The 21,895-nt window shown below is 63.3% G+C and carries 13 protein-coding genes; 4 read left to right on the top strand and 9 right to left on the bottom strand.

Annotation, left to right across the window (positions count from 1 at the left end; all coding sequences use genetic code 11):
• The coding region (locus tag J1M87_RS22325; RefSeq protein WP_241257367.1) for a non-ribosomal peptide synthetase at window positions 1–8,368 on the bottom strand (8,368 nt) is incomplete at its 3' end.
• 316 nt (window positions 8,369–8,684) lie between these two features.
• Here J1M87_RS22325 and J1M87_RS22320 point away from each other — a divergent pair.
• From J1M87_RS22320 to J1M87_RS29325, 3 genes are all read left to right on the top strand, one after another.
• Window positions 8,685–10,463 (top strand): DUF4012 domain-containing protein, encoded by a 1,779-nt coding sequence (locus J1M87_RS22320; protein WP_206491997.1) that lies wholly within the window; start codon window positions 8,685–8,687, stop codon window positions 10,461–10,463.
• A 92-nt stretch (window positions 10,464–10,555) separates the two neighbouring features.
• Window positions 10,556–10,690 carry a hypothetical protein gene (locus J1M87_RS29100; protein ID WP_274611047.1) on the top strand — a complete coding sequence of 45 codons (135 nt, stop codon included), beginning with the start codon at window positions 10,556–10,558 and terminating at the stop codon, window positions 10,688–10,690.
• A gap of 824 nt (window positions 10,691–11,514) precedes the next feature.
• The gene (locus J1M87_RS29325; RefSeq protein ID WP_206491996.1) at window positions 11,515–12,825 is read left to right on the top strand and encodes an O-antigen ligase family protein; all 1,311 of its coding nucleotides are present in this window, start codon (window positions 11,515–11,517) and stop codon (window positions 12,823–12,825) included.
• Window positions 12,826–12,968: 143 nt separating this feature from the next.
• Here the strand turns inward: J1M87_RS29325 and J1M87_RS29320 are convergent, their stop codons facing one another.
• The 4 genes from J1M87_RS29320 to J1M87_RS22295 form a co-directional block, all read right to left on the bottom strand.
• Window positions 12,969–13,463, bottom strand: a complete 495-nt coding sequence (locus J1M87_RS29320; RefSeq protein ID WP_206491995.1) for a DapH/DapD/GlmU-related protein — start codon at window positions 13,461–13,463, stop codon at window positions 12,969–12,971.
• An 80-nt stretch (window positions 13,464–13,543) separates the two neighbouring features.
• Window positions 13,544–14,302, bottom strand: coding sequence for an SGNH/GDSL hydrolase family protein (locus J1M87_RS22305; RefSeq protein ID WP_206491994.1), 759 nt, complete (start codon window positions 14,300–14,302; stop codon window positions 13,544–13,546).
• A 549-nt stretch (window positions 14,303–14,851) separates the two neighbouring features.
• The gene (locus J1M87_RS22300) at window positions 14,852–15,877 is read right to left on the bottom strand and encodes an acyltransferase family protein (protein ID WP_206491993.1); all 1,026 of its coding nucleotides are present in this window, start codon (window positions 15,875–15,877) and stop codon (window positions 14,852–14,854) included.
• A gap of 282 nt (window positions 15,878–16,159) precedes the next feature.
• Complete coding sequence (locus tag J1M87_RS22295) at window positions 16,160–17,758, bottom strand: polysaccharide biosynthesis tyrosine autokinase (RefSeq protein ID WP_206491992.1); 1,599 nt, start codon at window positions 17,756–17,758, stop codon at window positions 16,160–16,162.
• 387 nt (window positions 17,759–18,145) lie between these two features.
• Between J1M87_RS22295 and J1M87_RS22290 the strand changes: the two genes are divergently transcribed.
• Window positions 18,146–18,928, top strand: a complete 783-nt coding sequence (locus J1M87_RS22290) for an SGNH/GDSL hydrolase family protein (RefSeq protein WP_206491991.1) — start codon at window positions 18,146–18,148, stop codon at window positions 18,926–18,928.
• A gap of 4 nt (window positions 18,929–18,932) precedes the next feature.
• Here the strand turns inward: J1M87_RS22290 and J1M87_RS22285 are convergent, their stop codons facing one another.
• Genes J1M87_RS22285 through J1M87_RS22270 form a run of 4 tightly spaced genes read right to left on the bottom strand, consistent with a single transcriptional unit; the run spans window position 18,933 to window position 21,860 of the window.
• Window positions 18,933–19,640 carry an SGNH/GDSL hydrolase family protein gene (locus J1M87_RS22285; protein WP_241257366.1) on the bottom strand — a complete coding sequence of 236 codons (708 nt, stop codon included), beginning with the start codon at window positions 19,638–19,640 and terminating at the stop codon, window positions 18,933–18,935.
• Window positions 19,627–20,730 (bottom strand): glycosyltransferase, encoded by a 1,104-nt coding sequence (locus J1M87_RS22280; protein ID WP_206491989.1) that lies wholly within the window; start codon window positions 20,728–20,730, stop codon window positions 19,627–19,629. Before J1M87_RS22280 ends, J1M87_RS22285 begins: the two co-directional genes overlap by 14 nt.
• Window positions 20,731–20,733: 3 nt before the next feature.
• A complete protein-coding gene (locus tag J1M87_RS22275) occupies window positions 20,734–21,267 on the bottom strand; it encodes a DapH/DapD/GlmU-related protein (protein WP_206491988.1) in 534 nt (177 codons plus the stop codon).
• Window positions 21,264–21,860, bottom strand: a complete 597-nt coding sequence (locus J1M87_RS22270) for a serine acetyltransferase (RefSeq protein WP_206491987.1) — start codon at window positions 21,858–21,860, stop codon at window positions 21,264–21,266. Before J1M87_RS22270 ends, J1M87_RS22275 begins: the two co-directional genes overlap by 4 nt.
• Between the last annotated feature and the right edge of the window lie 35 nt (window positions 21,861–21,895).

The following is a 21,895-nucleotide window of genomic DNA, read 5'->3' as shown; positions in this document are numbered from 1 at the left end:
TCCCTACCGGGCGCAGCCGCGCATCGAGCACCACCGCGTCGTAGCCGAGGGTGGGTACGCCGATCGTGACCGGCCCCGACCCCTCGCTCGGGCCCCAGCCGCGCAGGTCGGTGGTGCAGGTGCTCATGACGGTTCCCTCGGTGGGGCCGAAGGCGTTGAACACCGAGCGACGCTGCGACCATCGCTGCAGCAGAGCAGAATTGACGGCCTCTCCCGCCATGATGACCACCCGAAGCGAGGGCGTGGCCTCCGCGTCGGTCACCTGCAGAACGGTCGGTGTGAGGCACGCGTGGGTGACCTCGTGTCGTTCGATCAGCGCCTCGAGGTCTCGGCCTCCGTGCACCTCGGACGGCACGATCACCGAGCAGGCACCGGATCCCACGGCCAGCAGGGTTTCGAAGATCGAGGCGTCGAAACTCGGTGAGGCGAACTGCAGCACTCGCGACTGTGGTTCCACGCCGAACAGGTCACGTTGGCTCTGCACCAGGTTCGCGATGCCGCTGTGCGTCACCCGCACCCCTTTCGGGATGCCGGTGGAGCCGGAGGTGTAGATGACGTAGGCGACGCTGCTCAGCGGCGGTCGACGCACCTCGAACCGGTCGAGCTCGTCCCCGTCGACCGTGTACCAATCATCACCGGCCAGCGGGAAATCCCCGGCCGAGATTCCGGTGACCGGGGCGGCGTCGGCCAGGATCTCCTGTATCCGCGCAGCAGGCTGATCCGGGTCGATCGACAGAAAACCGGCACCGGCTTTGGCGACGGCCCACACCGCAGTATCGCGGTGCGCCGATCGTGGCAGCGCCACCGCGACCAGATCTCCCATCTCGACGCCCGAGCGAACAAGGCGCTCTGCCAGTGCATTCGACCGCCGGTCCAGCTCGCGGTAGGTCAGTGACCTGGGGCCGTCGATCACGGCGAGGTTCCCGGGCCAGGCCGTCGCCGCCTGCTCGAGCACCGCGGCCAGGGTGTATTGCTCGGGCGCGCTGTCGCGTCGGGTCACCATCGCCGCTGCACCCTGCGCGAAGTCCGCGCTGCCGAGCGTGATGTCCGGGGTGGTCGCCACCAGGTGCAGCACAGCGGCGAGGCGCTCGGCGAATCCTTCGATCACGGGGCGGGAGAACCGGGTAGCGGCGTACCCGAGGCGTCCGGTGAGTCCGGCCTCGGACTCGTCGACGACGACCTCGAGATCGAATTGCGTCTCGGTGATGTCGACGCGGCGCGGGGTGATGTGACCGGACTCGAGTTCCATGGTGGGAGTTTCGTTGTCCCCGAACGCGAGCAGGACCTGAAAGAGCGGGTGAGTGTCGACGGCACGCGCGGGTTGCACTGCGTCCACCACCCATTCGAACGGAACGTCCGAGTGAGCGAACGCGTCGAGGTCTCGGTCGCGTACCTCGATCACGAAGTCCTCGAACGTGACCGACGGGTCGACGTCGGTCCGCAGTACGACGGTTCCGACGAACATACCGACGAGGGGATCGAGCAAAGGGTCCGCTCTGCCGGATACCGGTGTTCCGATGGCGATGTCCCGGGTGCCACTGGCTTCGGCGAGCACGGCGGCGAGCGCTGCATGGACGACGACGAACACCGTTGCGCCCAAACGATGTGCGAGCGACCGAAGTCGAGCGAGGTCTTCGGGGCCGAGGGTGAACGGCACCGGCGTCGCCTCGTGCGCGGCATCGGGGATGCCGGTCGGAAGTTCGAGGAATTCGGGTACTCCGGCGAGGGTGCGCCGCCAGAATTCGAGTTGCTCGGAGGCCACCGCGTTCAGCACGTCCTGCTGCCACAGTCGATAGTCCGAGTACTCGACCGTCAGCGCATCGAACTGGGGAGCCGAGCCGGACATTCGGGCCAGCAGCGCGATCTCGATGTCTCGGGCCAGTGCGCGTAGCGAGAGTCCGTCGATCGCGATGTGGTGTGCGACGACGGTGAGCGTGCGCTCACCGCCCCGTTCGGCGCACGCCAGTCTCAGCGGCGCTTCGACGGTCAGGTCGAAGCCGTGCAGGGTCGACGCACCGGAGACCGCGTGCGCATCGTCCATCGTCGACAGCACGATCTGTGGATCGAGCACGACGGTGGCGGGCCCCGCGCCGGTGGAGGGGTACACCGTGCGCAGCGGTGTGTGCCGCTCGAGCACATCGGCGATCGCAGCGCGGAGGACGGCGAGGTCGAGGTCCGCCGGCAGCGGTACCTCGAAGGCGATATTGTAGGCGACCGAGGCCGGATCGTATCGATTCTGCAGCCAGATTCGGCGCTCGGCCGGTGCCAGGCCGGGGTAGGAACGAGCATCTGGGCGATGCACCAGGGCGGGCAGCGGGATGTGGTTCTCCGAGAGCGTCTCCACTGCGGAGGCGAGCAGTGCGGCGGTGGGTGACTCGAAGAGGGTCCGTACCGGAACTCCGATACCGAGCGCCGCACCGATTCGGGTGGCAGCACGCGTCGCGGCGAGCGAGTCTCCTCCCAGGACGAAGAAATTGGCGTCGACGGCCGGGGTCTCTATCCCCAGCGTGTCGGCGAAGATCCCGACAATGACGTCCTGCGCCAATGTCCGTGCGGCAGCTGGATCGTCGACGGTGGGCTCCGGCTCGGCCAATGCCGCTACGTTCACCTTGCCGTTGGCCGTCAACGGAATTGCGTCGACGCGGGTGATGACGGCCGGCATCATCGACAGTGGTAGACGTTCGAGTAGCCACTGTGCGGCGTCGTGTTCGTCGACTCCCACCACCCAGGCGAGAATTCTGTTCTCCCGCACTGCCGCCGCGACACCGCGCACATCGGGGTGTGCGAGCAGTGTAGATTCGATGTCTCCCAGCTCGATTCGCACACCGCGGATCTGTACCTGGGAATCTCGCCGACCTCGATAGTCCAGCAGACCCGACGCATCCACTCGCACCAGATCGCCGGTTCGGTAGAGCCGGGTGCCTGCCTGGCCTGCGACGAATCTCTCGGCCGTTGCCGCTGTGCTGCCGCCGTATCCACGCGCCAACCCGGCACCGCCGAGATACAGCTCCCCGATTCCCCCGGCCGGGACCGGCTGCAACCGGTCGTCGAGCACGAATGCTCCCACGTGATCGAGCGGTCGACCGATGGTGACGGGCTCACCGGCGCGCAGGGATTCGGCCAGCGTGGCCACCACGGTCGCCTCACTGGGTCCGTAGGCGTTGAGCATCGACCGTTCGGTCGCCCAGTGTTCTACGACGCTCGAGCTCAGTACGTCTCCGCCGACAGCGACGGTCTCGATACCGTCGGTCGGTGGAACCGTCGCCAGTACCCCGGGTGTGGAGAGGTAGTGGGTGACGCGATGCTCGGCGAGGAAATCCGACATCTCGTCACCACCGAGCAGGTCGGGCGGTGCGATGACCATCGTCGCCCCGGCCCCGAACGCCAGCACGAGTTCGAGAACGGCTGCATCGAAGTTGACCGAGTACCCGTGCAGTACACGTGAACTCGACGTCACGCCGTATCGGGGGACGACCTGGTGCGCGAGCGCGTGAACGCCCTGATGCGTCACCACGACGGGCTTGGGGGTGCCCGTCGAGCCCGAGGTGTGGATCACGTAGGCCGGGTGCGCGGGTCGCAGAGTTCCCAGGCGGTCGGCGTCGGTCAGTGGCTCGTCGCTCAACATCTGCGCCTGGCTCTCGTAGAGCCAGTTCACTCCTGGCTCCAGCCCACCGAATCCCAGGTCGATGGGTGCGAGCATCTGCTCCCGACGAAGTGCCGGGTAGCGCGGATCCACTGGCACGAATGCGCCGCCTGCCTTCACCACCGCCCACAGGGCAATGATGTACTCGGCCGAGCGCTCGAGCGAGAGGGCGACGAGCGTTTCCGGCCCGACGCCGTGACTGATCAGCAGCCGCGCGATCCGGTTCGAGCGGCGATCGAGCTCGGCGTAGGTCAGCGACTGCAGACCGTCGATGGCAATGGCATCGCCCGAAATGCCTGCAGCGCAGCTCAGTACGTCCAGCAGTGTGCCGTGCAGCGGCGCTGACGGCTGGGCCGGTTGTTCGGCGAGCGCGAGGTCGCCGACGACGGAGGTCGGGTCGGCGACCGCGGCGTTCAAGACCGTGTGAATCGTCGACGCGAACTGTTCGACGGTGCTCTGCTGGTACAGATCGCGCGCGTACTCGATCTGTCCGGCCAGACCGGTCGCGTCGCCGAGTCCGGCCGATTCACCTGTCCCGTCCTCGAGGACGATGTTGAGGTCGAACTCGGAGGTGCGGGTGGGGATCTCCAGTACCGATACCGGCAGGTCCTCGGCTGATCGGTGCGGCGCATTGTCGAAGGCCAGCATCACTTGGAACAGTGGATGCCTGTCGAGGGTTCTGTCGGTGACCAGGGCGTCGACGATGCGCTCGAAGGGGATGTCGGAATGGGAGAAGGCGTCGAGATCTGCGGTGCGTACTGCGCCCAGTAGGTCTGCAAAACTGCCGGACTGGTCCACCGTGACTGCGAGAGGCAAAGTTCCGACGAACATCCCGACCATCTCGTCGAGCGCTTCGTGTCCTCGCCCTGCGGACGGAGACCCGATCACCACGCGGTTCGACGCCCCGAATCGGCTCAGTGCCGCCGCCACCGCAGCATGGACGACCATGAAGGTGGTCGAGTTGGTCGATCGAGCGAGCTCTCGAATTCCCAGGTGCAGTTCGGAACCGATCTCGAAGGGAACGACGCCCGTGGTCATCGATTGCACAGCGGGCCTCGGGTTGTCGGTGGGCAGCTCCGCTACAACGGTCTCGCCGGCACCCGCCGAGTCACCGAGGACCGTGGTCCAGAACGAGAGTTGCTTGTCGGCAACGGAGTCCACGTACGCTCGGTTCCATACGGCGTAGTGACTGTATTGCGCGCGCAGGCGTGGCCACGTGGGCGCGTGTCCGGCACTGCGCGCGGCGTGTGCGATGGCGAAGTCTCGTACCAGTGGGTCGATCGACCACCCGTCCATCGAGATGTGGTGCACCACGATCACGACGACGGTGTCGCCGGTGTCGTCCACGCTGAGCAGCGTTGCGCGGATGGGCACTTCGGCGGATACGTCGAATCCCTGGGATGCGGCTTCTGCCGCCGCAGCATCGAGATAGCGTTCCGAGACATTCCGCGCGGGTACGTCGCCGAGGACGGTGTCGGTGGGCCGGACCACTTGTCGCGGGCCGTCGCCGTCGTCCGGGTAGTACGTGCGTAATGCTTCGTGTCGATCGGCGACGTCGCGCAGAGCCGTCAGAACCACTGTGGCGTCGCTGTCTGCGCCGACGCGAATGGCGATCGGCATGTTGTATGCGGGCGATGCGGGGTCGAACTGGTTGAGGAACCACAGGCGTTGCTGGGCGTAGGAGAGCGGGATGCGGCCCGGCACTACGGTATCGAGCAGTTCGAGCGATACCTCCCGGGCAGCGGACGAGTCGACTGCTGCCGCGATGGCGCGCACGGTCGGTTCGGCGAACAGTGCGGTCAGCGAGACTCCGGAATCGAGACGTGCGAGAACTCTTGTGGCGCTGAGCGAGTCACCACCGAGCTCGAAGAACGAGTGCTCGCGGCCCACCCGCTCGACGCCGAGGACATCTGCGAATACGGCGGCCACGCTGCGTTCGGTATCGGTCTGCGGTGCCACGTATTCGGTGTGCGTCGTCGCGGTGGGCGCCGGCAGTGCGCGGCGGTCGATCTTGCCGCTCGCGGTGGTCGGCAGTGCGTCGAGTGCGACGATGTGGCCGGGAATCATCCACGCGGGCAGTCGGCCTCGAAGGTAGCTGTCCAGCACTGCCGGGTCGCCGGTGACGTAGAGGACAAGTCGGTTGTCGTGAATCGCCGCCGCGGCTGCGGTCACCGCCGGGCACGCCGATACCGCGGCTTCGATTTCCCCGAGTTCGAGTCGCCGCCCGTTCAGTTGGATCTGTTGGTCGCTGCGTCCGAGGTATTCGAGGGAGGACCCGTCGACGGCCCACCGGACGATGTCGCCGGTGCGGTAGAGCCGCGCTCCGGCCAGGCCCGGGTCTGCGACGAACCGCGCCGCGGTGGTACCGGCCTGTCCGTCGTATCCACGGGCTAGCCCGTCGCCGCCGAGATACAGCTCCCCGACGCCGCCGTGCGGTGTGGGCCGCAGCTGGGCGTCGAGTACCAGCGCGCGGATGCCCGGTAGGGGTGCGCCGATGGTGACGCGGTCGCCCTGCTGCATCGGGTTCGAGACCGTGGCCAGTACTGTCGCCTCGGTCGGTCCGTAGGCGTTGAGCATCCTCCGTTCGGCGCAGAAGAACCGGTCGCGCAACGAAGGAGGGCACTGTTCTCCGCCGACGTCGAAGACTTCGATGGATGCGAGATCGTCCGGGTCCAGGGTCGCCAGCACGGTCGGCGAGGTGATCAGATGTGTGATCTTCTCGCGGTCCAGCAGTTGGGCGAGGGCGGGCCCGGCGTAGACATCGGCCGGAGCGATGACGAGTGTGCCGCCCGCGGCGAAGGCGGCCAGAATTTCCTGGAGGGACGCGTCGAACACCGGTGAGGCCACGTGTAGGACGCGTGAGTCGGCGGTGACGGCGTATCGATCGACCACGTTGGCTGCCAGTTGCGCGAGTCCTCGATGGGTAACGCTGACAGCCTTGGGTTTACCGGTGGATCCCGAGGTGTGGATGACGTAGGCCTCGTTGTCGACGTGCACCCGAGGCGGGGTGAACGCTGCCGGTTCGGCGTCGAGCAGGTCCTCGATGGCGAACCAGCGCACGGTACTCGGAAGTTGTTGCAGCACAGTTCGAGTGGTGATGCCGTATTCGATGCCTGCGTCTGCGAGCACTGCGGCGAGCCGTTCGGCGGGTTCGGTAGGGTCGACGGGCACGAACGACGCCCCGGCAGTCGAGACTGCCCATGCGGCCGAGACGGATTCGTACGAACGTTGCAGGGCAACGGCCACCCGCGTCTCGACCCCCACACCGTTCGACATCAGTTGTGCGGCAATATGTTCTGCAGCATCCGTGAACTCTGCACTGGTTCGTTCGATATCTGCTGCCCGCACTACCGCGCCGCTCGCCAGCATCGAGGGCAGCAGTGTGGGGATGGCCGTGGCCGCCGGATGCGCGCCGATCAACGCATCCTTCTCCTCCGGGTCCAGCACATCGAGTTCGGCGACGGCGAGCCCCTCGGGTGCACTCACCAGCGCACGCAGCAGCACCAGGAAGCGGCGGTGGTGGGCGGAGAGCTCATCGGTGGTGTAGAGGGCGGGGTTGCCGAGGAAGTCGACGCGGGTGCTGGTACCTGCGACGCCGGGGTAGACGTTGACCATCATGTCGTCGATGGGCCCGCTGGACAGTACCCGGTATTCGCCGATGACGTCGCCGAGCCGAATTGTGCTGTTGTACATCATGATGTTGACGGTGGGGCCGAACACGCCTCGTCCAGCGGCGGCGCTGTCGGCACCTTCGCCGGTCGCTCGTTGCATGTCCTCGACGCGGAATCGCTGGTGGCGCAGTGCGCCGGTGAGTTCCACTTGTATCCGTCGGAGCAGTTCCTCGACGGTGACGCCCGGTTCGACGCCGATGCGCAGGGGCACGACATTGGACATCATGCCCGAGGATTCGCGCAGTTTGGTGGTCGCGCGGCCCGAGACCGGCAGGCTGAGCATCGCGTCTTCGGTGTCGGTCATGCGTGCGAGGTACAGCGCGAACGTGGCGAGCACAACAGGGACGTCGGAGGAGTTGTACCGGTGTGCCACTTCGGCTACGGCTGCAGTGAGGTCTGCGTCCAGGACGGCGCCCACGCTGACGCTCACTCCGCTCGGTGCGGCATGTGTGTACGGGGAGCCGGCCAGTCTGGGGGCTTCGAGGTGGCCGTCGAGGCGTCCCAACCAGTACTGGCGGTCGGCGTCGTAGCGCGAGGACTGGGGGTACGCGGCCTCGTAGTCGTAGATCTCCCGCACGCCGATAGCACGGGTTTTCGGGATTTCGGTGCCTTCCACCAGCGCGGTGTATGCCGCAGCGGTGCCTTCTTGGACGGAGATTGCGCCGAGTCCGTCCATGACGATGTGGTGGGCACGGCTGTACCAGTAGTAGTGACTGTCGCCGACCTGGATGATGTCGGAGGCGATCAGTTGGTCTCGCACCAGATCTACGGGTCGACGGTACTGCTCGTTCATGTAGCGCTGGGCATCCTCGATGGGATGCTCGCGGTCACGGAAATCGCGGTAGATCATCGCGTACGGGACGCGGAGGTCTGCCCACTGGTAGGGAACACCGTCCTGCAATCCGATCCGCACTGCGGGCGATTCGAGCCGTCGGCATGCGATGTCGGTGGCGCGAATCAACACGGATGGGTCGATATCGCCGTGAATCTCGACGTATTGAGCAATGGTGAACGGCACATCCGGTGCCAGCTGCTGAGCGAGATAGATATTCATTTGAGCAGCGGACAAAGGAAAGCGGCCGTCCTCTAGCGGCTCACCGGCCTCTGGCGACACTCACGGACCTCCTCAACGCACACGCCCCGACGGCATCGATTTCGGCTGGCACGCCGCCCAGCAACGTTGAACCACATCGCTCGTTACAAACTAGTCGACCCGGTGTGAATGCTCTACCTGGATAGGGGTTACCTCAGCCCTCCCAACAATGGTGGCCGTTCATTCGTGCAATCGAACGACAGGTGCGCCGGATCCGCATTGTCCCTTTAGGCTGTGCAGTCGAACTCCTTCCCTTTTCACCGAGAGGCCACCGACGATGGCGAACAGTTCCACCGATGTCCGTGGTTCTCGATCCGGCAAGAAACGGCCGATCCTCGCGACGGTCGGCGTGTTGCTGGTGCTGGTCATCGCGTTCCTGGCCTGGTTGGGCTACGAGGCGTACACCGCGCAGTCGTCTCTGACCGCTACCCGCGATTCGGCGAATCAAGCCAAAGATGCTCTGCTCGACGGCGATGCGGCCGGCGCGGAGGCAGCGGCGGCGCGGGCCTCGGATTCGGCCGAGGACGCATTGTCGGCGACGACGTCCATCCCGTTTTCCATCGCCAAAGCCGTTCCTTTCCTTGGTAGTCCACTGAAATCGGTGGCTCAGATCACCGATGTGGTGCACGGGTTGGCCGTGGATGTTCTCGCTCCCGCGTCGGCTGCCGGTGCCAGTTTGAATCCCAGCAGCCTCGTCGAGGGCGGCGGGAAGGTGGACACTGCCGCGCTGCGGGACGCCCAACCGGTGCTCGAGCAGACTTCTGCGGCTGCGGAGCAGCTCAGTGACCGTGCGCAGCAGGTGGACGAGCCCGCGTTCCTCGGTGTGGTGGACGAGGCTCGGACATCGTTGATCGATCAGACTCACGACCTAGCGAGCCTGCTCACGAACACGCATATCGCGAGCCAGTTGTTGCCGTCGATGCTCGGCGACAACGGTCCGCGCAATTACTTTCTCGCGTTCCAGACCAATGCGGAGGCGCGTGGCACCGGTGGGTTGCTCGGCGGCTACGGCATCGTTCGGGCCGAGAACGGCACGGTCCGGGTCGATACCCTCGGCAGCAACAACGAGCTCGAGTTCGCGAAGGAGCCCATCGATCTGGGGCCCGAGTACAACGCACTGTGGGCTCCGCGAAACACGACCATCGATTTCCGTAACTCGAACGCGAGCCCGCATTTTCCGTATGCCGCCCAGATCTGGTCGTCGATGTGGACCGAGCAGACCGGTGAGGTGCTCAACGGTGCCGTCGCCACCGATCCGATTGCGTTGAGCTACATCCTGGGGGCGACCGGCCCGATCACGTTGGCCGACGGCGAGCAGATCACCGCCGACAACGTCGTCGAGATCACGCTCAGCACAGCGTATTCCAGGTTCGGTGATGACCAGCTGGCACGCAAGGCGTATCTGCAGGAGATCGCCGCGGCTGCGGTACAGAAGATGACCAGGGGTACAGCGCCTACCAGGGCTCTGCTCGACGCAGTGGGCCGCGCCGGCAGCGAGGGCCGCATCTCGATCTACAGCGCGGACCCGGCCGAGCAGGCGATTCTGGCCGGCACCAAGGTGGGCCACACATTGCCCGATAGTCCCGCTCCGTACGCCAATGTGGTGGTCAACAATGCCGGCGGCAACAAGCTCGATTACTACCTGACGCGCGACATCACGTATTCGGCCGAATCGTGCACGGCCGGTACCCGCAAGTCGACGGTGAAGGCCACGCTCACCAACAATGTGGATCCGACGGGTCTGACGCCGTACGTGGCGAGCACGTTCCAGACCACCGTCCCGTTCGGTACCAACGAGTCGATCGTTTACCTGTACGGCACTCAGGGCGCAAAGATCACGTCGATGAAGGTCAACGGAATCTCCGGCTTCTCCATCCAGTCCGGCACCGAGCTGGGCCGTCCGGTGCAGGCCGCGTATCTCACCATTCCTCCGGGCCAGTCGCAGACGGTCACTTGGGAGCTCGAGGAGCCCTCGGCCCCGGGCGAGGCGACGGTGCCCGTGCAGCCTCTGGTGGATCAGCCGACGATCGAGATCGACGTTCCGCAGTGCGGATGAGTCCCGGTTTCTTCGTCGCAGTCCCAGTTTTTGGTCACAGTCAGTACGCGAGTGGGTGCAGTTGATCGCCGACTGACCTACAGTTCTTTTCCGTGATCAGAAAACGACGCTCGGGCGAGATCCGGCCTCCGGAACAGACACATCCATTTGTTTGGATCACGTTGGTGGTTCTCATGATTGCCGTCGTCGCGTTGTTCGTTCTCACCGAGTACGAGGGCCGGTTCTAGCGCGTTCGCCTTGGAGAATCTCGTTGAGGCACCGACTGTAAGCGCAACAATCGCGCGCGGGTCGACCACCACGTCGGGTCCGTCACGAACACATAGACAACCGAACGTGTGTAGACCTACGATTCATCGAAGGCGCATCCACTGCGAATCGTCAACTCATGGGCAATGTTCATCGAGGCGGGGAGTTCCTTCTGTCGAGACCCCACCTCGATCAATGAAGCGAGCTCCACAGAAATCCCTCGGACGCCTCCGCTACAACTGCCATGAGACTCCGGTCCGCCGCAGACGGCAACTGCTCCTCACATCAGTTCGAGTGGCTTCGCGTGGTGGTGTCAGGTTCACCGCCCAAGCACCGCCACTTCACGGTCTTTCTTAGCTTCCGGCGTGGCGGATCTCGTTGGAATGACGGTGATTAGCGAAACCCACATTCAGTGAGCAAACCCGCAAATTGATGTTGTTAAATACAACACTGGGTTTGTGAACGCACCAGACGTCGCAACAAGCACGCGGGCTTCGGCAGGCACAGCTGGTCCAGGTGGACTGTGTTGGGACACGACGACAGACAAATCATGTGGGCAATGACACTTCCAGGTACCAGCCTCAACGGGAGCAGCTGTCGAATCGCGCTCAGGCGTTCCCTCATCACTTCATCACGGTCCGGACCATAACGAGGTGGCGCACCACTAAAGAGCCACGCAGTGCCGCTGTAGCTCATCAGCTACCGACAGGTCCAAATTTCTACTACCACCATTGAGAACGAATCCCTCAGGACGGCCACAAGTCCGCGGAGCGCAAGACCCAACTTTAGCCCTTACGATCAGCGGGTGACCGACCCCTCTTTTCTCATGCTGGCAGCGTTCGGCCTGGCCGCTCTCGTAGCGGTCGGCTTATTGGTGCTATGCGCTGAACCTAAGGCCCGCGACCGGGTCATCGCTGTCGGTATCGGCGTCTCAGCCATGACCGTCAATCTGCAGGTCGGCGGCGCTCATGCATTCACTGTGCTCGTCTTCATATGGGTTTTCTTGCACCTACGCCGTCGCCCGTCGTTGCCTGGGGTGGCGGTGTGGCTTTTGATTTCGGCTGGGTTGATTGCATCAACTGTTCTCGCCGGCGACCTGGTGGGTAACCCCCGACTTGCCCTTCAACTGCTAGCGCTGACAGGGTCAGCAATCTTGTTGGTCGCCTACAGCAACCAGCAAGACCGTCTTCAGATGATGTACGGCGCGCTGGCCGCGATCTGCTTCGGTTGCATATACGGACTCGGTCAACTGGCGGGAATCTTTCCGTCTCGGGCAGGACTAGTGCACGTCGATGTCAGCGCCATTGGTCGACCTAGCGGTATATGGCCGGAGCCGGACTGGCTCGGGATGTACGCAGGGGTCGGCATGCTGCTCGCGTTCCACCTCCCATTGCAGAGGTCGGTTCGAGTTGTCGCGATGTCACTGTGCACAACGCTGTGGGTCTTGTCGTTCGCGCGTGCAGGGTGGCTTGCACTGGTTGGGGTCGCAATCCTTGGTCTCGCCGCACACCTCGTTGTCCGTCGTACGTCAGTGACAAGGCTGCATCGCAAAGGGCGCGTCGCGGCAATTACAGCCAGCGTGGCCATCGTCGCTTTGCCAGTTTGGTACTTCAAGGATATTGCCGCTGACCTGTCGGTCCGACTCTCGCGTACCTTCTCTGCGCAGAGCGACGATATTTCCGGTCAAGCAAGGATCCAGCAGACCGAAGGATTACTTCACCTTGCGGACATTGCTCCTTGGTATGGCCACGGACTGAGTGCTGCGGGAAGGGTGGGCGTATCAGGAAAGCTCTACTTCAGCGGCTCCGACCATGGGAACAATGTTGCGAGCAACTGGCTGCTTGGGCTATGGGTCGATGCTCAATATCTAGCAATTCCCTTCATTTTGGTTGTCGCGGCACTCGCACTATTGACCTGCAACGGTCTGCCTGGCCAATTTGTGGCGCTCATAGCGCTGAACAGCTTGTTTTCGAACGGAACCTTCGTTCCGGTATTCTGGTTTGCCATTGCACTGGCCCTTGCTAAAGTCAACGATCGTCACGTTCTCGCCCACACTCGACTTCGGAGACGCTCATTCTCGGTACGGGAGTCCACCTCAGGTCGCCCCGGAGGCTAGCGGGAAATTGACGGACCATTCGCATCTTTCGAGGTCGCCTAGTCCACTACAGCTCACGAATGCCACAGCGAACGCAATAGGTCCGATAACGCCGGTAGAAATAGTCACAGATCTCATTTGCAACATATCGCAGCACTCGCCGTTCACAATCTGCGGACGAACTTTGCAGGGCTTCCAACGTACAAACTATCCGGATCGCAATCGTTCAGAACCAATGAGCCAGCGCCAATCACAGTACCGTCGCCGATTGTTACGCCAGGACAAATCGTGCTGCCGGCTCCAATCCAAACACCTGCACCGATGGAGACGGGCGCGATCGTCCCGTTTCCTGCTCGTCGCTGGGAGGGTCCGATTTCGTGCGACGTCGTGATTACACAAACATTCATCCCGAATGCAGTTTGCGTGCCGATTGTGACGGGCGCGATAGCGTCGATGAACGCTCCATGGTTGATAAAAACTGCGCGCTTGACGCTCAGCTTACTTCCGCCGATGAAGCAGTGCGACTGGATTCCGCAGCGCTGGACGTCAAGGCCCACCATTCGGTAGAAAAACCATCTGACCTCTGACGGGATCAGTGTCGATGAGATGACGCCGTTCATGACGACGTTGCGACAGATTGTTCGAATCCGGGTAATCACCGTCGTGATGCTGCCATCAAACCGGGTATTGCGCGAGCTGTCGCTCCCGGCTGGCCGCGCACGCATCACCCAAACGCCAATCACTCCACTGCATCGCACGCATAGACGCGCGGCAGCTCAGGGACGTGCTCTAGGTAGGAGGCCAGTCGGCGCGCAATTCCGGCATGCCCTGACGAATTTGGCGCAAACCCGTCGCTTGAGTATTCATTCTGGCCGATCCACACTCCGGCTATAGGGTCGAGTGGGTCGAGGAACATCAACCCTGCCGATTCAGTGGCGACTCGAAGTACGGAGCGGAGAGACTCGATGGTCTCGTCGTCGATGGCTGGTGGGTCAAGGGGCCCGAGAACCACGATAAATGCGTCGGGCGCGCGTTCGCGCAGTCCTGCGAAGACAAGCTCTGCTTGCTCTGCGGTCTGTTCGGTCGCTGGGTCGGCCGCGCTAGACTGCACGACGATCAGTTCTGGGTCGCCGGTTGTCACGGAGTCCAGGCGTGCAGGGTCTGAGTAGGGCGTTCCGTTTCGGCCGCGCTTTACGAATCCAGTTCCGACCTCCGCACTGGCGTTGACCTTCCAGCACTGTTGTCGCGCTAGGACCTCGGTGTACTTGTCGACAGGCTGAGCACCGGAGCCGTAGGTGTAGTCGTCACCAATGATCGACACCCGGAGCCACTCGTACCGCGGTGGGGTGATCGCGTTTGCCGTCGTGGTTGTGTCGACAATAGGCCTGTTCTGATAGACCAAGATGGCTCCAACCGTCGCGATAATCGCAACAGCCAGAATGACGACTGCAACCCTGTGGTCGCGGTTCGGTCGGGGTTCCTTCAACTTGGTATCCACAGGATCGAATCATGCCGTAACACTGGGCCTCACCGCTCATCAAGGACTCCTCAATCCCGCCCAAAAGCCAGCTACGCTCTGCTCCTTCAGCGCGCCAGACTGCCGACTGACGAGGCTCCACGAAGTCCTCCGTAATCTTAAGGCGATCCTTGAAACGAGGAGTGGGTCGCCAAATCTGGTACGACTTCATGCCCCTGTCGTCAATGATCCTGCGAAGATGACAGCACCAGGTCGGGAGGCATCGATGAACCGCTGATAGGGACAGGACCGCCGATAGTGAGCAGGTCTCTTCATCCCGTGGGCGTCGGATATCGATGTCTGATCGGCATGCATTCTCGCTGGTTCGCCAGCGCGGTCGAACCGTCCCGACCACGGGGTCGCAAGGCCAGTACGTGTCGTCGGGAGACATCTCGGTCAAGCCTGCACACGCAGGTATCATGTCCCGGTACCGGGGCTGTATTCCCTGGTCGTGAAAGCAACGGACGAGAACGCCTTAGCTCCGGCTTACCGAATCCGTTACAGCAGGACTAGTCTCACGGCGCTGCTCAATCATTGACCTCGCTCGGATGGCGCTGACCGCCCACTGGTGGCCAGTCGCTCACGCGCCCACTTCGGGAGAATGTACGCCGCCTGCAGCAACTCAAATCGCCTGGCGAGTATGTGCAGGACTGTGCAGACGCCGAGAGTCACTACGAAGAAAGCCCCAGGAAGCCACACGCTCGACTCCTGCGGAAGCGGAGCGACCGACGCGAGGTGTGCCAGCGCGATCAGGATCAGGTAGTGGGGCAGGTAGTAGTCCAGTGTGTGTGTACCAACCCACCTGAGTGTGGTCACGGAGGCCAACAGATAGCCGAACGCGATACCGGCAGCCATGCCGAGACCGCGGGCAACCATATTGAGTCCCAGCGCATCTACAGCGCTCGGGGCCAGAAGCATAAACCCCAACCACAGCAGAATGAACCCAACGGCGTACAGCGACTGCAACCGATTTGCGAACTTCGTGATCAGAGATGAGTATGAGCAGCCGAACACGAAGAATAAGAAGTTCGCTGCAGCTCCTTGCCATCCGACGTTGCCAAAGTCAATGACATCCGAGATCGCCACGGTAGAGAGGGCGGCTGCGCTAGGTAGTACCACCCAGCGAGGAATGGCCTGTGTTGCTTTTGTGAGGACGAAGAATAGCGCCAGCGCCCATAGGAACCACAACGCGCCCTGTGGTCGCACCGGAGTAGCGAGAGCAGTGAAAATCTCAGAGAGGTTGCTCTTTCCGGGCGTCGCGACATTCGGAATTACCATGTACAGCACGGCCGTCAGCGCCTGCCACACCAGGTACAGCCACGCAAGTGTCGCGATTTTCGACGAGGCCAGCTCTCGCCAGCCGCGACCGACCCACTTCACGGCAAGCAATCCGGATATCCCGAAGAATAGCGGAAGGCGGATCGTTGCCAGAATATCGTTCACTTCCGACCACACTGCGGATTCGTAACCTGCAGCCGAGGCCCATTGGCCAGAGTGGTATAGCACCACAAGCAGGATCGCGAGACCACGCGACGAGTCTATCCAGCGCACACGCATGTCAAGCATTTTGCCGTACCGAGAGGCCTACTGCTTCCTAGTCATCCTTTTGACCGACGGCTCGTTACCCGCCCGTAACGCCAAATATGTCGATCGAGGGGTTATCCTAGCCATAGTTCGCCGTCGTACCTTCCCCTGAGGTTTTCGTTTCCACCGCCTCCCATCGCCCAAGCCTGGCCTGCAACCTTTCCGTCGATGCGAGCATCCGATTGACGCATACATCTAGCCGACTCTTACGATTTGCGGCTCGCCCGGCGGCGACCCTCGACACTTCTCAACCGTCTACTTGCGAGGGCTATCGACGACGTTATTGGGCGGATCGGTGGGCACCTCAGCGCGACGCCTCGGTGAGTAGGGGGCCGAACTCGACGCGGCAGTGCGTACAGCCCCGGTCGGTGCGGCGGAGGCGGTCTGCGCCGGACCCTGATGCCCCGAGGCCGTCCGCGGCGAGGGTGCCGGGGCAGGTGGAGCAGCTGGTGGTGCCTGGGGTGCGGGAACTGGCGGCGCTACCTGCTTGGGCAGGTTGGTATCGGCAGCGTAGTTGTACGAGTAGCTGTAGATATCGCCCTTCTTGGAGGGCGTCAACGCCAGGACCACGCCGAGTACATGCGCGCCGATGGTCTCGAGGTTTCCGATCGCCCGCGTCAACTCGGTGGACTTCGTATGGCCGTACCGGGTTATCAGCAATGCACCGTCTGCGTGGGTGGTCAGCACAGCCGAGTCGGTCACCGGCAGGAGCGGAGCTCCGTCCACGATCACATAGTCAAACTTGGAGCGCAGTTCGGCCAACACCGCACGGGAAGCTTCCGAACCCAACAGCTCGGACGGGTTCGGCGGAATCGGGCCGGAGGCCATCGCCTGCAGACCCTCGTACTTCGTCGGCTGCAGCACCTCGTCCACCCGAGCCTGTCCCGCGAGGACGGTACTCAAGCCGACCGCGCCGATCAGGCCCAAGTACTTCGAGATACGCGGACGGCGCAGATCACCTTCGACGAGCACAACATGGTGGCCGGCCTCGGCCAGGGCCACGGCCAGGTTCACGGCAGTGGTCGTCTTGCCCTCGCTTGGGATGGCACTGGTGACGACGATGACCCGCGGCGGATGGTCGACCTCGAGGAACTGCAGGTTGGTACGTAGCTCTCGGAACGCCTCGGCGCTCGATGATTGCGTGAGATCCTGGAAGTCGACGGCCGGCTGCTTCGTGCGTTCCTTGTCGAATGGGATTGTACCCACGAGCGCCTTGCCGGAGATCGCCTCGATCTCGCGGCGGTCCTTGATCGTGTTGTCGAGTCGATCACGCAGTACGGCGAGTGCGATACCGAGAAGCAGACCCACTGCCGCGCCGAGGGCGAGGTTGCGCTTGGTCTTCGGGGTCACCGGTGTTGCGGATACGTCGGCCTGCTGGAAGGTCTTGACTCCGGCCGACGGGGCACCGCCGTCCTCGGGTGTCTCCAACTCGCGTACCTGCGCGGTCAATTCGGAGGCCATCGCATTGGCGATGTCACGTGCCCGCGCCGGCGACGCATCGGTGGCGGTGATATCGAACAGAACGGTGTCGGGAGTCGATGACGCCTTCACCTTAGCCGCCAGCTGCGCTGGGGTCAGATTGAGCGGTAGCACGTCGAGTACCCGGGCGGCCAACGCTTCGCTGGTCACCAACTCCGAGTAAGAGGCCACACGCTGCTGGGAGAACAAGTTTCCCTGATACGTCTCGCTCACAGATGTTCCACCAGAAGTGGAGACGAACATTCTGGCGCTCGACTCGTACTGCGGCGTCGTCAACAACGACGCACCCAGTGCCCCAAGGATCGCGACGACCACGGTGACGGCGATGATGATCCACCGCGCTTTCAGGATTTTCAGATAATCCTGTATCTCCATGCTTCGCGCTCCTCGTCCATTGGTGCAACACGCAACGTGCCGCTGCGTGGCTCAATCGTTACATAGGTAATCGGGTTGTGTGCACCTGATGAGAAGCCGCGCCGCTTCTCACAATTCATTCGTTTGCTTCACGAGCACTATCAAGCGAATGTCCCGTTGTGCGGATTCATCGGATCTACGAAGGTTGCTTTCGCACCCGATACCTGAACGAGGCACTCCTATCGACCACGCGGCTACACCCCCTAATGCTGTGACGATAAGCAGTCATCGGCAGCCGGTGAAAGTCGAGGTGATCCTCGCCACTGCAGCATTCCCTTCCGGTTGCCGTACTGAACCGGGTCGAGTAATCGGACCGCCGAAGTATCACATCGGGCACAATCTTCCGTCATGGCCGGTTTGCGCGGTTCGTCGCGAGACACATGGTGGAAGATCAGCGGTGCTTCGGCGGTCGTCGCGGCACTCGCCTTCGTTGCGGTTGCGGTGTTCATCCACTCGACTCGCGAGGTGACGCCCTACTCCGATTCGGTCACTGCCCTCGTTCCGGTCAGCTCCGCGGCCGAGACCACCACGAGCACCTCGCCGGCCACCGATCCCCCGATGCCACGTCCCGTCGTTGCGTTCGTCGGGGATTCCTACACCGCCGGAGTCGGTGCGGAACCGCAGAGTGAGCGATGGACGTCTCGATTGTCGTCAGCGATGAACTGGGACGAGCGCAACTTCGGAGTGGCAGGCACGGGCTACCTCGCGACTGCCGGTGTCGAGGCCTGTGGATCGAATACGTGCCCCAACTATCAGACGACGGCGCTCGACGCTGTCGCGGCGAACCCGTCGATCGTGGTGGTTTCCGGCGGACAGAACGATGTGGCCGCTTATGCCGAGGATCCGACGGCCGTACAGGTCGCCATTGCGACGACTTACATCGAGATCAGAAACGCATTGCCGCAGGTCCGCATCATCGCTGTCGGTCCGTCTACGCCGGGAGAGGCCTCGGATGCCGCGCTCGGACTGGACCGAGACGTCCGCGATACCGCGGAAACGTTCGGCGCGCAGTATGTTTCGTTACTCGACCCGCCCGCAATCGCCCCTGAGACCGTTCTTGCCGACGGTGAGAACGCGAACAACCTAGGCCATGCCGCTATCGCTCAGCGCGTGCAGTCCGCACTGGGGTAGCCGGTCAACGCAGCGCCTGATCGATCGCACGAGCAATGGCGGCGTGTCCCCTGTCATCGACGTGAACCCCGTCGGGAGCGAGCATGTCGGCCTCGATGACATCCGGTTCGGTCAGAGACACGAACTCTCCGCCGACGGCATTCACCGCGTCGCGCACCACACCCTCGTAGATCGTGACGAACGGCGGCACCTCGGCCGCCGCGGAGGGGCCGACGGCGATGATCCGCGCGGTAGGCAGGCCCGAACGCAAGATGCCCATGGTGTCGTAGATCGCGTTGACGATGTCGGTGGGGTCGCGGACGAACTCCTCGAAGTCGTTGTTGCCGCCGGCCACCACAACGATCGGCGGGTTCAGGGTGACTGCGTAGTCGGCCATCTCCTGGAAGCTGCCGCACCGTTCTGCTCCACACCCCGGTGCCGCCAATGCATACCCGGTGCCACCGATTCCGATGTTGTCCTCGGTCCACAGCTTCTTCGCCGAGAGCAGCGAGCTCCACCGGTGGCCGAGATCGGTTGCACCGGCTCCCGATACATAGGAGTCTCCGATGAAGACGGCGCGAGGGCCACCGTTGACCGGTGAGACGAACGGCTCGGCGGAGGCGTCCGAGAGGTCTCGTTCGGTGCGGGTCGCGTCGTATCGAAGACCAACCCCGACAGCACCCACAACGACGATCGTCACCAGAATCAGCAGAACGCCTCTACCTCGCGACATGCGGTGCCGCCTCTCGATACGATTCCTCCAGCGCATGCGCGACGGTGACCGTGCCGAAAGCGGTACGCGCCGCCGCGCGCCCTCGCCTGCCCATCGCGGCACGCAGGTCTTCATCGCCCAGAAGCAATCGCACGGCGTCGAGTAGGGGCTGCAGTTCGCCTGCGTGTACCACGATCCCACACCCGATACGGGTGATATCCCCTGCGAGACCGCAAGTATCGGTGACCACCACGGGCAGCCCCACTGCCATGGCTTCGAGAACCGACATCGGATACGGCTCGTCGGCGGATGGGAGCACATAGATCGCGGCTGCCCGCATGCGTTCCGCGGTCTGGTCGGGGGCGCACGGCCCCTCCCATCGAATTCTGGGCCCGGTCCTCTTCGCTATCGCATCTCCGGCACCAGCATCTGGACCGACGAGTGCGCAGGTCACGGAATCGTGCTCGTGCACAATGACTTCTGCCATGTCGACGAAGAGGTCTGCGCGCTTGCGTGGATGTAGGCGGGCCAGAAAAAGCACCTCGAGACCGCGGTCCGACGCCTTCTCCGGCAGTGTGGGTACGCCGTTGATCACGTTGACCAGCTTCATCCTCGGCCCCGCTACGTCGATCAGATCGGATCGCTCGCGATCGGTGAGGTAGAAGACTGCGGCCGCGCGACGCAATGCCGACCGGGTGACCAGGGCGTCTAGTGGTTTCGCAAGAAGCTTGCCGCTTGCATCGATCATCCCGTGGGTTTGAACCACCGTGGCCAGTCCTCGCAGCCGGCACAGCCGGGCGGCGGGCAGAGTCACCAGATCACGAGCCAGGTGTACGTGAGCCACGTCGAATCTTTCGGCGGCCCCGGCTAGCCACCGAAGCATTCCTGGGGCGGACAGCCCTGCGAAGCCGCTGCGCGGAATGAGCCGGCGAGGCGTGAACAGTTCGATCTGGACGGAGCCGGATTTCGGTGGGGGTCCGAGACCGGCCGCGACGACGGTTACCTCGTGACCCAGATCGGCGAGCGCGCCGGCTTGGTTGAGGGCCACCCGCGTGGGACCGCCGTAGGCACCGTCCTCGGAGATCAGTGTCACCACGTGCAGGATGCGCATCTCTCACTCCGCACGGCGGGCAGTGGGCGCGAAGACCGTTGAGCCGTTGTCGACGTCGTTGGCCACCAGGGCTGTCGCACCGACGGTGGCGTCATCTCCGATGGTCACGCCGCGCAGAACGGTGGCTCTGGCCGCAATCCAGGCTCTGTCGCCGACGACGATAGGGGCATTGTCGAACTCGAAGGTGTTCGAGCGCCTGTCGTGGCTTCCCGTGCATAGCAGCACGTCCTGTGAGATGCAGGTGTTTGTTCCGATCGTCACCGGTTCGAGGTTGAGAATCCATGCTCCCTCGCCGATCCACGAATGGTCGCCGACAGCAAGCTTCCACGGCCAGTGAATGCGAACGCGGTGCCGAATCGACACTCCGATACCGATTTGCGCGCCGAACATTCGAAGAACATGCAGTCTGATCGAATTGGGACACCACCACGGCATCACGACCAGGCCGGACACGAGCATCCACAGCACTTGAATGTAGAACGGTTTGCCTTTGTCGTACCCCGCACCGGTGAAACCTGCGAGCGAGCGTGTGGTCATGTCCGCTTCCTGAGTGGCTGCGCGAGCGGCGCAGCCATGACGGTGCCCGGCGGAACGTCTTTCACCACTACCGCATTGGCACCGATGGTGACGCCATCTCCGAGCACGATCGGCCCAGCGACGACGGCACCGGCAGCGACCGTCACGTCGTCACCGATAGTAGGTCTTCCTTTCGGTGAATAGCCCACCGATGCATGCTGATTCACCCAGAAATTTCGGCCGATGGACGTCGCCGAGACCATGATTCCGTTGCCGTGGTGCAGAAAGATCCCCGGGCCGATGGAGTCCGACTCGAGAATGATGGTCTGATCGGGCCGGTAGAGCCGCATCAGGATCAGACGGACTGGAAGGGGGCTTTGCCGCATCCGAAAATGCACGACATTGCGGAATTCCCGCAGTGCGCCCGCGAGGTAAGCGAACCGCGAGTACTCGTCCAGTGGCACGAGAGCGTCGTTGCCGATGCATTCGATCCACCGATTCACATCTGCGCGCACCACATCCTCGTTGCCCGAGGCTTGCACGCCCCACCACAACGGCCACGCCCAGATGCGGGCAAGCCGAATCAGAACGGACTTCTTCGCGGTGTAGGGCATGTGTGCAAATCTAAGGTCGCGCAGCCGCGGTGTCC

This window comes from Rhodococcus sp. KRD162, from assembly GCF_017168335.1.
Lineage (GTDB): Bacteria > Actinomycetota > Actinomycetes > Mycobacteriales > Mycobacteriaceae > Rhodococcoides.
The sequence above is the reverse complement of the archived record's forward strand: the minus strand, read 5'-3'. Positions and strand labels throughout refer to the sequence as shown.

What these genes read in the sequence shown, in the direction of transcription:
- J1M87_RS22280 (WP_206491989.1), bottom strand. Translation starts at nt 20,730, where the DNA reads ATGCGCATCCTGCACGTGGTGACACTGATCTCCGAGGACGGTGCCTAC.
- J1M87_RS22295 (WP_206491992.1), bottom strand. Translation starts at nt 17,758, where the DNA reads ATGGAGATACAGGATTATCTGAAAATCCTGAAAGCGCGGTGGATCATC.
- J1M87_RS22270 (WP_206491987.1), bottom strand. Translation starts at nt 21,860, where the DNA reads ATGCCCTACACCGCGAAGAAGTCCGTTCTGATTCGGCTTGCCCGCATC.
- J1M87_RS22290 (WP_206491991.1), top strand. Translation starts at nt 18,146, where the DNA reads ATGGCCGGTTTGCGCGGTTCGTCGCGAGACACATGGTGGAAGATCAGC.
- J1M87_RS22275 (WP_206491988.1), bottom strand. Translation starts at nt 21,267, where the DNA reads ATGACCACACGCTCGCTCGCAGGTTTCACCGGTGCGGGGTACGACAAA.
- J1M87_RS22300 (WP_206491993.1), bottom strand. Translation starts at nt 15,877, where the DNA reads ATGCGTGTGCGCTGGATAGACTCGTCGCGTGGTCTCGCGATCCTGCTT.
- J1M87_RS22285 (WP_241257366.1), bottom strand. Translation starts at nt 19,640, where the DNA reads ATGTCGCGAGGTAGAGGCGTTCTGCTGATTCTGGTGACGATCGTCGTT.
- J1M87_RS22320 (WP_206491997.1), top strand. Translation starts at nt 8,685, where the DNA reads ATGGCGAACAGTTCCACCGATGTCCGTGGTTCTCGATCCGGCAAGAAA.